This is a genomic window from Halorussus amylolyticus, assembly GCF_004143485.2.
In the GTDB taxonomy this organism is placed as follows: Archaea; Halobacteriota; Halobacteria; order Halobacteriales; family Haladaptataceae; genus Halorussus; species Halorussus amylolyticus.
This window is the reverse complement of sequence record NZ_ML974135.1, coordinates 1-14,086: the sequence shown is the minus strand read 5'-3', so window position 1 is coordinate 14,086 and position 14,086 is coordinate 1. Positions and strand designations below refer to the sequence as shown.

The window sequence follows — 14,086 nt, the reverse complement described above, 5'->3', positions numbered from 1 at the left end:
GAATTACTCCTCGGTCTCTTCGGTCGATTCCTCGGCGTCGTCGATGGTGATTCGAGTCGGCTCGCGGTCGGCGTCTTCCCACGCGTCAGCGTCTCTTCCGGTTCGGGAGCCGAGGACGTAGCCGACCGCGAACGTCAGTGCGAGGAGCGTCACGCGTTCGACCAGCGACCGCCCGGCGTCGGCCTGAGTCTGTCGAGCCATGTCTCGACGAACGGGCGAGACCGACTTTGCGGTTGCGGCGCGAAGATTGGGACCCGCGCTCGGAGAACACTTTTGCACTCTCGCGTGGTGGTAAATCACATGGATGGGGAGGAACGCGATATGGGGGTATCCGTGAGCGACGAGACTTCCGAAACCGGGGAACCGGACTTCGACCACCTGAGCGGCATCGTCACCGACGGACTCATCGGCGCAGTCGGTGGTCTCGTCGGCACCGCTGCGCTGACCGTGGGACTGCTCATCGCTAGGTCGCTCGACGCGTTCGAACTCGGGTCGTTCGCCACGCTCGCCGAACTCACGGGTCTCGACGCGCTGTTCGCGCCGAACCCGGCCGCGGTCGGTTACGTGCTGTTCCTGCTGACCGGCATGGTGATGTGGCCGCTCCTGTTCGCGTCAATCGGGTCGTACCTGCCCGGCGAGAAGTACGCGACGAAGGGGCTTCCCTACGGGTTCGTCCTCTGGACCGGGTTCGCGCCCGCCTTCTACGAGGGGTACACCGGACTCGCGCTTGTCCTCTACCTCGTGTTGACCCTCGGCGCGCACTTCTCGTACGGATTCACGCTCGGCGCGGTGTTCGACTACCTCGGGGACCGTCCGGATACGCTGGTCTGAGCGCCGCGCTCTCCGATTGAGCCGCAATTTGAGTACCGAATTGATATGAATGGCCTTGCCAAGGACTCTGGACGCTGTTCGTTCAGGTCTCTCCGGCCACATGCGACCCCGGATTTCGTATAGCGGTAAAGGATTTATACCGGCCACGCCGATTTAGCCGACGAAATCCGTGGGTCTAACAGGCCCTTGCCGCCCGTTATCCCCACGAAACCATAACTAATAAGATATATCTGCCGAAACGCCCGCGTATGGCCGCCTTAAAATTCCAACGTCGGGAATCGAGCGGACTCCCGCGACGGACGCGACTCGAAATCGAAACACGCTCGGGAGGGCCGCCGTGACCGAGAAACCCACCGAAACGACCGACTCGGGGCCCTTCGGCGACGTTCGCTGGACGACGCTCTCGCTCGCGGATTTCCAGAGCCTCTACTGGGGGACCGTCGCACCTCGCCTCGAAGTCGAGGGATACGACCCCGAAACTCACAGACCGACCCACCAGTGGTTTCGCGACCGCGGACTCAGGGGGTTTCTCGCCGCCCTGCGACGACACCACGGCCGGTCGTTCGGCGACTTCTGGCGCGAGGACCTCGGTCTCGGCGGCGATGAGGGGTACGATTGGGCGACCGACCACGCCGACACGCGGGACGCGCTCGAAACGTTCCTCGACCGGCGGCGTACCCGACACTCGCTCCGCGAGTCGTCAATCGAAACCAAGCGCCGTCGCCTGAATCTTTACGTCCGGGCGTATCGCGCGGCGAACGACGCAGACGACCTGCTCTCGCCGGTCGCCATCGGCAGCGAGACTCCAACCCACGAGGCAGTCAGCGCGTGTTACGCCGCGTTCGACTGGCTCGACGGTCGCTCGTACAGCGCGCGGACCAAAGCGCGCGTTCGAGGGGTAGTGGACGACTGGTACCAGCACCTCGTCGGCCGCCGCCTCGCCGCAGTCAACCCCGCGACGGGACTGTACGACGAATTCCGGTGGCAAGCCGAGAACTCTGACCCGTCGCCGCTCGCGGCCGGGCACGTCCGGGCGCTCGTCGGCACGGCCGACTCGCCCCGCGAACGCCTGCTGGTCGTCGCGCTCGCGGCGTGGGGCCTGCGCGCGAACGAAGTCGCACGGCTTCACGTCTCCCAAATCGTCCGCGACGTGGCCGACGACGAGGTGCCGTACGTCGCGTTCGAGGAGCGAAAGAACGGGCCGGGCGAGGTCAACGTCGTCTACGGATTGGACGCGCTCGACGCCCGACTCGACGAACTCGCCGACCGCGAGACCTGGTCGGGTCACCTCTTTCCGTCGCGGCAGGGCGCGGACCCGCACGTGACCCGCGAGCGCGTCTGGGCGTGGTTCCGCGACCTCGCGGACCGTGCGGGACTCCCTGAGGAAATCGACGGCGAGCGCCCGAGTCCGCAGCTCTGTCGCCGATTCTGGTACGACACGTACACCTCGGTCCTGGAAGCGGTGCTGGAGGGACTGGAAGACATCGCTGCCGAGCAGGGGAGCGACGACCCGCGCGTGGTCATGTCGAACTATCTCTCGGACGAGCGCGCGCGGAAGGTCCGCCGGGAGTTCATGCAGGAGGAGCTTCGAGCGGCGTTCGAGGGCCGCAAATAAACTGAAAAACGCTATATCATATTTTCTCCGCGTCGCTAGTTGCTCCCGTCTGTTGTCGCTTCGACAACACCCGTTCTAGCGTTGTACGAAGCGACTGATAGCACCGCTCGGTCGGGGAGATGGGCGTCCTCGTCAAATGTGGCGCGCACGAGCGTGGACGCGTACATATCCATCGAATCGCCCTCCTCGCCGTTTCGTATCGTTGCGGTACCGACGATTCTGTCGTCGTGAACGCCGAGCTATTAGACTCCCGTCACGAGGTCGCTTGTCCCCAGTCCGACCGCGACCACATAGAGGAGCCGTGAGCGGCCGAAGTCGGTCCCGTCGACGAACTCGCGGAGTTCGTCTTCCCGCCCATCCGCGACCGCCTCGAACGGGAGGGCCTCGCGAGCCCAATCGGCTGAATCGTACAGCTCTAGGTTCCCGAAAGGTCGTTCCTGAGATTCAGCCCATGTCGGCGTCTCGTGGGTCCGCGCGAAGTATCTCTCTCGGTACTCTATCTCGTCCATATCTGCGGGCATCTCCTTCAGTTTGCCCTCGGCGGACTCGCTGTCCGCCGCATCCTCGTCGGCCCCCTTCCGGGCCGTCTCTCGGTCCCCCTCGTCGGTCGTTTCCGGTGCTCCGGTCGTGTCGCCGAGGCAGCCAGCGGTGAGAGCGACGGCCCCGATACCGGCGAAAACCTCGCGCCGCCTCATATGGTTGGGTTAGTAACTGATGTACAAGTGTTTTGGGTAAAGTGAAACGTCCGTTTTCCCCTCGAAGTCGGTCGATACGAGTCTATTCGAGGACGCGGACGAGGTCGTCAGACGGTCGTACCCATTTTAACATGAATGCGTTTGCGCCATCGTTCGACCACCTCGTCCTGCAGACCATCTGAAGAGTGCCAGACCATACGAGACAGATATAGTGCAGCAATCGGCTGGGGGTTCTCAACCGATACTATTATCCGCCGTACATAGGCATATAAATACTAGCCAGAGAGATGGACAAAAGTGACATCCTCGATTTCGGACTGATAGGAATTGCCAATCTACTACCACTAGTAGGGTATTTTCTGTTCGACTTGGAGTTTATGACGCTCGGACTACTCTACTGGTTCGATGTAGTGGCGTTGTTGCTCGTCTACAGCGGCTACGCGATGTTCGCACAGTCGGAGAGCACCGTCGAGGAGCGCGAGTCCACGCTTCTTCCGGGGACAATTGGGGACGGATACTGGAGCGAAGCGCCTCGGTCTATCGCTCGGTCTCTCCCGCCGATTTACACCCGAAATCTGAGAGTTGTACTTCCAACGGTGCTCTTCGTGACGTTCGTCGTCGTGGTGTTCGGAGCGAGCGGACTGGCGGGCGACCCGGATTTGGGGATACGCGGCGGGGCCGGAGACATCGCCGAATTTCTATCGGCCTTCTCGGCGTTCACATCGCCGGTCGTCTTCGGGGTCGGACTGGGCATACTCGGCACCCACGTAGTCACTATTCACCGTCGTTACATTCGAAGTAAGCGATACGAAGAACTGTCGGCGTACATGACCCTCGAACTACCGGTTCGGTTCATCCTCGTGTACGTGTTGTCTCTTCCTCTGGTACTGTTTTACTCGCTCTCGGTCAGTGTGCTCACAGGGTCGATACTTCCCACGTGGGGATTCGACGTGCTGTGGGCCGGTTCGTTCCTCGCGGTGAAACTCGGTCTGGAGTGGGGTCGATACCGTGCAGAACAGATGCCGGACCCCGGGGGATACGCCGCATGGTTTACGCCGTCGGAGCCATCCGAGACGATTGAACTATCGGGACGCGTGGCTCTCGGGTACGTCGCTACCTTTGCCGCCCTCCTCGTCGTCTTCTTGATACTCGCGTTCTCCACGTCCGGGTGAATCCGGTAATTTGCACGCTTCGCATCGGCCCGGGCAGAGCACTCACTGCCCGTGGAACGCAGTCGTACGCGAGACCGCGACAGAGCCGATGCGCGGTCAGAAAACAGTAGTCTAAACCACACCGGAGTCCCAGAATCGTAGGTGACAACACTGATGCGTTCGCATCGTCCGAAAAATTCTGGAAAGCGTTTGGACGACTAGAAGGTTCCCGGTCGTCCGACGAACGCTAGAAGGGGTTCGGGTCGAAGCTGGGAGTCTCGAAGCTGATCGAACTCGCCACCACCGACGCACAAACGGGACAGTTGATTCCCGGACACGGGTCCGCACAGACATCGAGCCCGCCGACCGAGAAGACGAGGCTGATTTCGCCGTTGGGATGTGAGTTGATTTGGAAGGACCCGCACAGTTCGACTTCTCCGCCGGGCAGGTACCCCCAATCGATACCTATCGGACCGATGCAGTATCCATCTCTGTCGCTCGGTCCTGCGGACACGCCAAAGCTTACGGGACTCACGGTGAAGCTGACCCCGTTGACGGTGAACGTGATGTCCATCGAGAGGGTAGCACCGACCTGAAGGTCCGAAGTTATCAGGTCGATTGTGAGACCGGCACCGACGGCCACATCGACGGTGATACCGTGACCGTGGGCTTCGAGGGTCGCCGAGCCGACGTCTCCTTCCACGTAGAAGAAGTCGCTAACCTCCGGTTCTACGACGTTGTTCTCTCCAACAACACGACTCTCAGCTTCTCCCTGCAGGGCTAGGGGAACGTCGCGCTGTTGCAGTTCGGTCGGACTTCCAACTTCGACGTACTTACCCGACGGTGCTTCCGCATTCTTGTACTCCCCGAAGTAGATTTCGGGGTCGTCGGGAAGGTCGGAAGCACTGAGAGAGTCGAAGGAGACCGACTCTTCGGTAAACCGATGGTACGCCTCCGGTTCCGCGACTATGTGTTCGGACTCTCGGAGCGATTCCTTGAGTTCTGCTACCGACGGGTCGTCCGAATTTTCGTTTCCGCTCGGGTCGCCTGCCACGACGGCCGGAACTCCGACTAACGCACTGCCGATTCCGGCAGTAGCCGAGAGGGTTTTCCGTCGCGTAATATTATTTTTATCTTCCATTGCAATGAAAATAGAAATACTACACCATTATAAATTTATGTATGCGAATAGTCAATATTTAATTTCGATGTCTAAATTTACATATATTTGAAATAATTCAAATAATTCGCTATGTCGGTAACCACGAAACCGGTCGAATTCGGGAGCTTCATATTCTGTCACCGAACGACAAATAACATGGTCCCTACCACTCGCAGACGCCTCCTCCACGGCACCGTCGGCCTCCTGACGGCGATGGCAGGGTGCGGAGAGTCGATAGAGCAGTCGTCTTCATCGTCGGCAACGGCGACGAATTCGAATCGACCGAACGACGGACCGGTTCCCGACCACCGTATGCTCCGAGACTCCGGCGAGGAATCACCCGTCGTACTTCCCACCGACGAAGACGACTCGAACGACGAGACGACGGCCGAATCACCGCCCGAAACGCGCCCGGAGAGCGGACGCCGGAGCGGATTCGTCGCGACGGAGGGCGAAGCCGCCCGCGTGTGGTTCGGCGACGTCGATGGTGCGGACGAAGCCCGCAAGTTCGTGGCGAACACCGACTTCGACGCCGAGACGCTCTACGTCGAAACTCGCCCGGTCGGCGAGTGTCAGACCCTCGAACTCTGTTCGGTGACGTGGTCCGACACCGATATCGACACACAGTACGGTGGCGGATACCGCGATGCCGACGTGTCGTGCGACGCGGACGCCAGAGTGTCGGTTTCGACCCTCATTCGCATTCCCGAACGAATCGACCCCGAGCACGTCAACAGCCACGGGTCGGGGTGGAGCAGCAGCGGCTGTCGGCGCGAGCGCCCCCGCGAGGAGAGGGCCACGACCGAAGCGCCCGACCTCGGCCCGAAATCCGCGACCAGCACGACCGAGACGGCAGAGACCAGCGGGACCGCAAACACCACCGAAACCACGGAGGACGGTCGATGACGCGTGACAGGTCGGCCGCCACCCGGCGCGGCTTTTTGGCGCTCGCGGGGAGCGCGACCCTCGCCGGATGTGGCGGCTTCGGAAGCGACTTCTTCGAGGACGACCCGCCGGAAATCGACGGTGACGACCTTCGCGATGCGATTTCGGGCGACGTTCCGACCGTGTCCGAGCGGTTCCCGGTTCGCATCGAGCAGTCGCACCTCGACGCGACGGCGGCCCGCGCTCGGGACGACCTCGAATCGGTTCCCGCGCCGTTCGACGCCGACGAGATTCCAAACGGTGCGATTCGGGCGGAACTCACGTCCATGCACGAGCAAGCGAACGAACACCTCGAACGGGCGGAACGTGCGGAGACAGGCGTCGAATCGGCGGCCGAGATTCGAGGGGCGCGCGAGTCCGCCCGAGCGGTCGCGGCGGGGTGGAAGACCATCGACAGCGGCCTCACGAGCGGGGACGTGCGAGAGATTGCGTCCGAGGTCCGAAACGGCGTCGAGACGTTCCGCGGCCGGTGGCGCTACGTCGGCGACGACTCGATTCGCGCGGTGGTAGCCCACGCGCGAATCGAGGAATTGGTGGCGTCCGCAGTTCGACAGGTCCAAAGCGGTGTCAGACGGAGCGACAACGAACCCGAGAACCCGGTGACGATTGGTGAGTTCGCGGGGCAAGTCGAACACGCGCGCGCCGCGCTCGACGACGCCGGATACCTCTTCGACCGATACGAGTCGTCGCTCGACGAGACGCGAGACGTTCGAAACGGGCTTGAAACCGCCGTGAAGTCGCTCTCGGGACTACTCGACGACCGGCGCGAGGCCGTCCCTCACGACCACTCCGGAGGCGCGTCGTCGCTCGTGGACCGCGACATCGAGGACACGCCGGTCGCTTCGGCGCTGAGCGACCTCCTCCACCCCATCGACTACGCCCACGGAGTCGAAGGAGAGCGCGAGACGGGTCAGTACGCGAGTGCCGTCCGCTCCGTCCACGAGACGCTGGTCCGCATTCGGGCGTTCGAATCGCTCCGCGAGCGCGCCGAGGACGGCGACTACGTGACCGTCGAGAGCGCGGGCGACGTTCGAGACCTTCGGAACGGCGCGATTCAGTCGGTCGAAGCGGCGGTCGAGTCGGGGTCGAATCCGAACCTCGGCCGACACATTCTCGCGGACGCCGCGGCCGGTATCGAGTACGCCGACGACCGACTCGAACGCCACGACACAGACGACGACATCTCGGTCGAGTGGCTCACTCGCGAACTCGGTCAGTACGTTCTCGTGGACTCGATAGCTCGGGCCACGCCGCCGACTACGGCGGAGGTCGGCGACCTGATTCGAACGACCGTCTGAGATTCGGTCGAATCCGTTCGTGATGTGTGAACGGCGGGACAGAGGGAATCGGAGGTGTGAGAATCGGAGCGCGGAAGATACGGGGCGTAAGGAGGACTGCCTACTCGCTGTCGGGCGTGTCGAAGTCGTGGACCGGTTCGCCCGCTTCGGTGCTCAGGATGTCGAGCGCGGCCGCACCGCCGTCGCCCGCCGAGATGATGGCCTCCCAGGTCTGATTGCGAATCATCGACCCGACGGCGTAGGCGTTCTCGACGCTCGTCTGCATCTGGAGATTCACGTCCACGAGACCCTCGTCGGTCGTGGCGCAGTCGAGCGATTCGGCGAGGTCGGTGTCGGTCCCGGTGGCGAACACCACGTACTCGGCGTCGTACTCGCCGTCGTCCGTGGTGAGCGCGAAACCGTCGCCGTCTTGCTCGACGCCCGTGACCTCCTCGCCGACCCGAAGGTCGCCGTCGAAGCGCTCGACCTGCGAGCGGGCCTTCTCGACGAACTCGCTTCCGTCGATTTCGTCGATGCCGAGGTAATTGTACAGTCTCGCCTTGTGCATCCACGTCTCGTCGGTGTCGAACACGACCGTATCGAGGTCGTTCTTCGCGGTGAACAGGGCGGTACTGAGTCCAGCGGGGCCGCCGCCGACGATTGCTACTGTGGGCATACCTCGGAAGTGGTCCGCGAGCGACGTAAGTACTGGGTCCGCGCTCGGTTCTGCCGGTTTGGGGATGGCGAGACGACTTGCTGTTCACTTACGTTAGAAATCGCATAAACTCAGTAAATCGGACTTCGAAAGCCCCCGCCCGGTCGCGGTCGCTCTGCGGGATATTTCCGCGCTCTCAGCAACACCCGCACGGAAATACTGGCCCGCAGAGACGACCAAGGCAAGCGCGACCGGGCGGCCCCTTTCATTCCCACCCCCGAGAATGATACACCGAGCGCGTTCCGGTGAACTGTGTTGTCGGGCGGTTCGCGGTGGTTTGCGTCACTGTCTATTTTCGGTGGGTTGTGTCACCGGCCGTTTCTCGGCAGACGATTCACCGGGCGATTCGGGTAGCGTTCCCGACGAACGACACATAACGACTGACCGCTTACCACCACCGATGGACGCAACCGACGACTCGCCCGCCGACCGCCCGATGTGGCGTCTCTACACCGAATTCGGACGCCCGAACGCCCGATACGGGGCCGTCGGAGTCGTGGGAACTATCGTCTCTCGGCTGCTCGGACTGCTTCCGGCGCTCGTGGTCGGGGTGACGATAGACGCGGTGTTTCTCGGCGCGGGACCGTACCGGCTCCCGCTCGTGCCCGGCGAGTGGATTCCGACCGGGACGACCGACCAACTCCTCTTCTCGATAGGGATTCTGGTCGGCGCGACGGTTCTCGGCGGAGCCGTCTCGTGGCTCCAGAGTTGGGGGTGGAACGCCTTCGCGCAGAACGTCCAGCACGCGCTCCGAACCGCGGCCTACGACCGAGTCCAGTCGCTCGACATGGCCTTCTTCGAGGAGCGCCGGACCGGCGAACTCATGAGCGTACTGAGCAACGACGTGAATCAGCTCGAATCCTTTTTGAACGACGGCGTGAGCGCGGCGCTCCGCATCCTCGTCGTCGTGGCGGGCATCGGCGCGATTATGGTCGCGCTGAACCCCCAGTTGGCGCTCATCGCGCTCGTCCCGGTGCCGGTGCTGGCGCTGTTCACCTATCGGTTCGTCGGCATCGTCCAGCCGAAGTACGCCAGAATGCGCGCCAGCGTCGGCGCGCTCAACACCCGCCTCGAAAACAACCTCGGCGGGATGGAGACCATCCTGACCGAGAGCACCGAGCGGTTCGAGGCCGAGCGATTCGCCGACGCCTCCCGGGAGTACTTCGACGCCAACTGGGACGCGATTCGCACCCGAATCACGTTCTTCCCGACGCTCTCTGTCGTCTCGGGACTGGGGTTCGCGCTCACCTTCGCGGTCGGGGGGTACTGGGTGCTGGTCGGCCCGCCGCTGTTCCTCTCTGGGTCGCTCACGCCCGGCGAGTTCGTCACCTTCGTCATCTACACCCAGCAGTTCATCTGGCCCATCGCCCAGTTCGGCCAGATTATCAACGGCTACCAGCGCGCCGAAGCGTCGAGCGCCCGCGTCTACGACCTGCTGAACGAGGAGACCGTCCTCTCAGAGCGCGACGACGCGCCCGACCTCACCGTGACCGAGGGGGCCGTCGAGTTCGACGGCGTGACCTTCGGCTACGACGACGCCGACGCCGACGAACCGACCATCTCGGACGTGGACATCGACGTACCGGGCGGTTCGACGGTGGGCGTCGTCGGCCCGACCGGTGCAGGGAAGTCCACCCTCCTCAAGCTCCTGCTCAGGCTCTACGACCCCGACGAGGGCGCGATTCGCATCGACGGCACCGACGTTCGGGACGTGAGCGCGCAGAGCCTCCGTCGCACCGTAGGGTACGTGAGCCAAGAGCCGTTCCTGTTCGACGGCACCGTCGCCGAGAACATCGCCTACGGGAGCTTCAATGCCGACAGCGGGGAAATCGAAGCGGCCGCGAAAGCCGCCGAAGCCCACGAGTTCGTCCAGAATCTCCCGGAGGGCTACGACACCGAGGTCGGCGAGCGCGGCGTCAAACTCTCGGGCGGCCAGCGCCAGCGCATTGCCATCGCGCGGGCGGTTCTCAAGGACCCCGACATCCTCGTGTTCGACGAGGCGACGAGCCACGTCGATGCCGAAACCGAGGCGCTCATCCAGCGGAGCCTCGGCGCGCTCGCGGCCGACCGGACCACGTTCGCCATCGCCCACCGACTCTCGACGGTTCGTGACGCCGACCAAATCGTGGTCCTCGACGAGGGACGGGTCGCCGAGCGGGGCACCCACGACCAACTCCTCGCGCGCGAGGGCCTGTACGCGAACCTCTGGCGGGTCCACGTCGGCGACGTGGACGACCTCCCGCCGGAGTTCCTCGCGCGAGTCGCCGACAGGGGCGCGACGGTCGAGTCCGAACCGGCGGGCGAGGACGGCGAGTTCGAGTTCGCGCCGTGAGCGAAGAAGTGCACCGAGCGCACAGCGACCGACACCACCGTTTCCGGTGTCTTTCGGGGGAAGGCCTTTCATGGCGCGCGGTGTCTGAGCGACCGGATGCTCAAACTTCCCGTCCGCCGGTGTCCGAACTGCTGGTACGTCGGCCCGACCCGGAAGTTCGCGGTCGAGGGCGGGTCGAGGTACGTCTGTCCCCGGTGTGGCACCGAGATAGCGGCTCCGGACCCGCGGCTCAACTGAGCCGCGGGTCCGAAGCCGACACCGGCGTTTCCGGTGTTTTTCGAGGGCGGATTCACGGGTGGCTGGCCTCCGCCCGCGAGTGCGCCCGCGGTGCGGGCGCACTCGCGGACCGACACCGACGCGCCTTTTGCCGCCGGGCGGCGAGAGTCGAACATGGCGTCGTCTCGCAGACTCGCCGGTCGCTCGTTCGCCGCGACCCTCGCGGTCGTCGCGCTCCTTGGGCTTTCGGGTGTCGCCAGCGCCCACACCGTGACGACGCGGTTCGAAGCGCCGATTCCGCTCGGTCTGCTGTACGCGGGGGCGGGAACGACGGTGGCGCTCACCGCCGTCCTCCTCTCGATGTCCGGTCGGTCAGTCGGCGCGACCCAGTCGGTCGGTTCGGCCCGCTCGGTCGTCGTATCTCACTGGGTCGCCGACGCGATTCGGACAGTGGCGCGCGTCGGCTTCCTGCTCGCGTTCGTCGGCGCGCTGTTCGTCGGCCTGTTCGGAACGCAGACGCCCGCCGAGAACGTCGCGACCGTGTTCGTGTGGGCGCTCTGGCTGAAGGGCCTCGCGGTCGTGGCCGCGCTCGTCGGCGACCCGTGGCCCCATCTCTCGCCGTGGCGAACCCTCTACGACGGCCTGACCAGACTGGAGGGCGGGCGGGTCGGGCTCGCGTCCTACCCCGACCGACTCGGCGACTGGCCCGCGCTCGCGGGCTTCCTCGTGGTCGTGGGCGTCCTCGAAAATCTGACCGTGGTCCCGAGTCGCCCCGCGACGACCGCGGTTCTGCTCGCGGGCTACGCGACCGCGATGGTCCTCGGAGCCGTTGTTTTCGGCCCGGAGTGGCTCCGTCGCGCCGACTTCCTCGCGGTCCTCTATCGACTGTTCGGCCGGGTCGCGCCGGTGGAGCCAACCCGGACCGAGCGCGGTCTCGAACTCTCGGTTCGCGCGCCGTGGGCCGCCTGCCGGACCCCGGTGGCGTCCGGCGCGCTCGCGGCGTTCGTCGTCGCGACGGTGTACACCGTCAGCTTCGACGGCTTCGCCAGCACCCCCGAGTACCAGACGCTCGTCTTCGCGGTCAGGGACGCCATCGGAGTCGGTCCCGCGATTTCCGTGGTCGTCTACCTGCTCGGCTACCTCGGCTTCCTCGCGGCGTTCGTCGGCGTCGCGCGCCTGACCCGACGGATTGCCAGCGATTGCGAGGGCGGTCGTCGCGCCGAATCGCGAGCGACGACGGCCCTCGCAATCGCGCCGACGGTTCTCCCCATCGCGGTCGGCTACGAACTCGCGCACAACGCGGCGTTCGTCCTCACGCGACTCGGCGACTTCGTGGGACTGGTCGGCGGGCCGGAAATCGCGCCCCTCGCGTGGCTCCCGCTCTCCGTGTTCTGGGCGGTGCAAGTCCTGCTCGTCGTTGCGGGCCACGTCGTCGCGGTGGTCGCGGCCCACGGCGTCGTCGAGCGACTCGAAATCTCGCGAATCGGCCGGACGCACGCGCCGCTGACCGTACTGATGGTCGGCTACACCGTGCTGTCGCTCTGGATTATCTCGCGTCCCGTCGCGGTTTGAACGTCGCGCGAACCGCCGAATCGGGCGTCGTCGCTCCCCGAACGTACCGAGTCGAATCGCCGCGCTCGACGTCGAACGTACACAGGAGGACGACCAGCCGACCCGCCGGAACGGTCGCGCGAAGGACCGGCCCGCGACTCGTGACCGCGACGTAGGGCGGGGCCGCGACCGGCGGTGCCGAGAGCGAGAACCCCGCCGCGCGCACCGCGCCCGCGAGTGCGTCGGGCAGGCGCGCCCACGCATCCGCGGCTTCGAGCGCCCGACGGAGCGGGTCGGCGACCGCGCCTCGGTCGGTCGCCGACCCGTCGGGCCACTCCGACGCGACCGCATCGGCACAGGCCAGTACGATTTCGACCGTCCCGGCGTGCGCGTCGAGAACGTGCTCGCGCGCACGCTCCGCGGGGTCGGCGGGGCCGGTGGGATTGGCGGCAGCAGCGGGGTCGTTCACGGCTGACTCCGCTCGGCGAGACGAAATAAAAAGTGGGATTTCACCGGCGCGCGAGCGCCGCGAGCGCGGGGACGGGCCGGCGTCCAGTGTCGGGTTTATTTTCACGCGCGAACGGTCACCGAAAACACCCGTGCGAGGGGAAAAGCCTACAAGTGAGGCCCGGAACGATGGAGATAGAGATGGCACAGATGATTCCACTGTTCGGACCGATTCCCGGCGGGATGGAGATGATGGTGATTCTCCTCATCGCCGTCCTGCTGTTTGGCGCAAACAAGATTCCGAAGCTCGCACGTTCTACCGGCGAAGCGATGGGCGAGTTCAAGAAGGGCCGCCAGGAGATAGAAGAGGAACTGAACGAGATGAGCGACCCCGACGTGGAGACGGTCGAATCGGACGTTAGCTCGCCCGACGCCGACACCAACACCGACACCAACGTCGAGACGAACACGTAGACGGCCACTTTTCGCGGATACGTAACCGATTTCGGTTACTTCAAACCCCAATCTGACGCCGGAGTTAAGGAGCTTCGGTACCCACCTACGACCACATGAGTACCGACGAAGAGCTACAAGAAACCAACACCGAAGAGCGCTTCGAGTTCAAGAAAGAACAGCGCGCCGCGGTCAAGTCCGACAAGGGCCTCACGGAGGAGGTCGTGCGGCTCATCAGCGAGGACAAGGACGAGCCCGACTGGATGCGCGAGCGGCGGCTGCGCGCGCTCGAACACTACCAGAACATGCCCCTGCCGACCGACTGGCCGGGCCAACCCGACCTCACCAAACTCGATGTCGAGGAAATCGTGCCGTACATCCGCCCCGACGTTGACAAACGCGAGGGCGCGGACAGTTGGGACGACCTGCCCGAGGAGATTCAGGACACCTTCGAGAAACTCGGCATTCCCGAGGCCGAGCGCAAAGCCCTCTCCGGGGTCGGCGCGCAGTACGAGTCGGAGGTCGTCTACCAGAACATGCAGGAGCAGTGGGAGGACAAAGGTGTGGTATTCATGAACATGGACGAGGCCGTCAAGGAGCATCCCGACCTCGTCAAAGAACACTTCATGACCTCCTGTGTCCCCCCGAGCGACAACAAATTCGCCGCGCTTCACGGCGCGGTCTGGAGTGGCGGGA

14 protein-coding genes and 1 pseudogene are annotated in these 14,086 nt (G+C 64.4%); 10 read left to right on the top strand and 5 right to left on the bottom strand.

Going from position 1 to position 14,086, the window contains the following annotated elements:
* Positions 1-3: 3 nt before the first annotated feature.
* Positions 4-201 (bottom strand): hypothetical protein, encoded by a 198-nt coding sequence (locus tag EKH81_RS12285; protein ID WP_132058725.1) that lies wholly within the window; start codon positions 199-201, stop codon positions 4-6.
* A gap of 99 nt (positions 202-300) precedes the next feature.
* Between EKH81_RS12285 and EKH81_RS12280 the strand changes: the two genes are divergently transcribed.
* Positions 301-831: a DUF6789 family protein gene (locus tag EKH81_RS12280; protein ID WP_238392178.1), complete on the top strand. Its 531-nt coding sequence runs from the start codon at positions 301-303 to the stop codon at positions 829-831.
* 337 nt (positions 832-1,168) lie between these two features.
* On the top strand, positions 1,169-2,446 hold the full coding sequence (locus tag EKH81_RS12275; protein ID WP_132058726.1) for a tyrosine-type recombinase/integrase: 1,278 nt from the start codon (positions 1,169-1,171) through the stop codon (positions 2,444-2,446).
* Between the two features lie 242 nt (positions 2,447-2,688).
* On the opposite strand, the gene EKH81_RS12270 is transcribed toward EKH81_RS12275, so the two are convergent.
* Positions 2,689-3,141 (bottom strand): hypothetical protein, encoded by a 453-nt coding sequence (locus EKH81_RS12270; RefSeq protein ID WP_132058727.1) that lies wholly within the window; start codon positions 3,139-3,141, stop codon positions 2,689-2,691.
* A 287-nt stretch (positions 3,142-3,428) separates the two neighbouring features.
* On the opposite strand from EKH81_RS12270, the gene EKH81_RS12265 reads away from it, so the two are divergent.
* A complete protein-coding gene (locus EKH81_RS12265; RefSeq protein WP_132058728.1) occupies positions 3,429-4,313 on the top strand; it encodes a hypothetical protein in 885 nt (294 codons plus the stop codon).
* Between the two features lie 226 nt (positions 4,314-4,539).
* Here the strand turns inward: EKH81_RS12265 and EKH81_RS12260 are convergent, their stop codons facing one another.
* Positions 4,540-5,346, bottom strand: coding sequence for a hypothetical protein (locus tag EKH81_RS12260; RefSeq protein WP_132058729.1), 807 nt, complete (start codon positions 5,344-5,346; stop codon positions 4,540-4,542).
* Between the two features lie 420 nt (positions 5,347-5,766).
* Here EKH81_RS12260 and EKH81_RS12255 point away from each other — a divergent pair, with 420 nt between their 5' ends.
* Together EKH81_RS12255 and EKH81_RS12250 are read left to right on the top strand one after the other, a co-directional pair.
* Positions 5,767-6,360 carry a hypothetical protein gene (locus tag EKH81_RS12255; RefSeq protein WP_202935131.1) on the top strand — a complete coding sequence of 198 codons (594 nt, stop codon included), beginning with the start codon at positions 5,767-5,769 and terminating at the stop codon, positions 6,358-6,360.
* The gene (locus EKH81_RS12250; protein WP_132058731.1) at positions 6,357-7,697 is read left to right on the top strand and encodes a hypothetical protein; all 1,341 of its coding nucleotides are present in this window, start codon (positions 6,357-6,359) and stop codon (positions 7,695-7,697) included. Before EKH81_RS12255 ends, EKH81_RS12250 begins: the two co-directional genes overlap by 4 nt.
* A 100-nt stretch (positions 7,698-7,797) precedes the next feature.
* On the opposite strand, the gene EKH81_RS12245 is transcribed toward EKH81_RS12250, so the two are convergent.
* Complete coding sequence (locus EKH81_RS12245; RefSeq protein ID WP_132058732.1) at positions 7,798-8,352, bottom strand: NAD(P)/FAD-dependent oxidoreductase; 555 nt, start codon at positions 8,350-8,352, stop codon at positions 7,798-7,800.
* Positions 8,353-8,791: 439 nt separating this feature from the next.
* Between EKH81_RS12245 and EKH81_RS12240 the strand changes: the two genes are divergently transcribed.
* The 3 genes from EKH81_RS12240 (at position 8,792) to EKH81_RS12230 (ending at position 12,511) form a co-directional block, all read left to right on the top strand.
* Positions 8,792-10,723, top strand: coding sequence for an ABC transporter ATP-binding protein (locus tag EKH81_RS12240; protein WP_238392177.1), 1,932 nt, complete (start codon positions 8,792-8,794; stop codon positions 10,721-10,723).
* Positions 10,724-10,819: 96 nt separating this feature from the next.
* A complete protein-coding gene (locus tag EKH81_RS12235) occupies positions 10,820-10,960 on the top strand; it encodes a hypothetical protein (RefSeq protein ID WP_162224613.1) in 141 nt (46 codons plus the stop codon).
* 153 nt (positions 10,961-11,113) lie between these two features.
* Complete coding sequence (locus EKH81_RS12230; protein WP_132058733.1) at positions 11,114-12,511, top strand: hypothetical protein; 1,398 nt, start codon at positions 11,114-11,116, stop codon at positions 12,509-12,511.
* Here EKH81_RS12230 and EKH81_RS12225 read toward each other — a convergent pair.
* On the bottom strand, positions 12,486-12,959 hold the full coding sequence (locus tag EKH81_RS12225) for a DUF7988 family protein (protein WP_238392176.1): 474 nt from the start codon (positions 12,957-12,959) through the stop codon (positions 12,486-12,488). The two genes, EKH81_RS12230 and EKH81_RS12225, sit on opposite strands and share 26 nt — an antisense overlap.
* Before the next feature lie 167 nt (positions 12,960-13,126).
* Between EKH81_RS12225 and EKH81_RS12220 the strand changes: the two genes are divergently transcribed.
* Both EKH81_RS12220 and EKH81_RS12215 read left to right on the top strand, forming a co-directional pair.
* The gene (locus EKH81_RS12220) at positions 13,127-13,411 is read left to right on the top strand and encodes a Sec-independent protein translocase subunit TatA/TatB (RefSeq protein WP_132058734.1); all 285 of its coding nucleotides are present in this window, start codon (positions 13,127-13,129) and stop codon (positions 13,409-13,411) included.
* Between the two features lie 95 nt (positions 13,412-13,506).
* Positions 13,507-14,086 (top strand): annotated as a pseudogene (locus EKH81_RS12215) (Fe-S cluster assembly protein SufB); the annotation flags it as partial.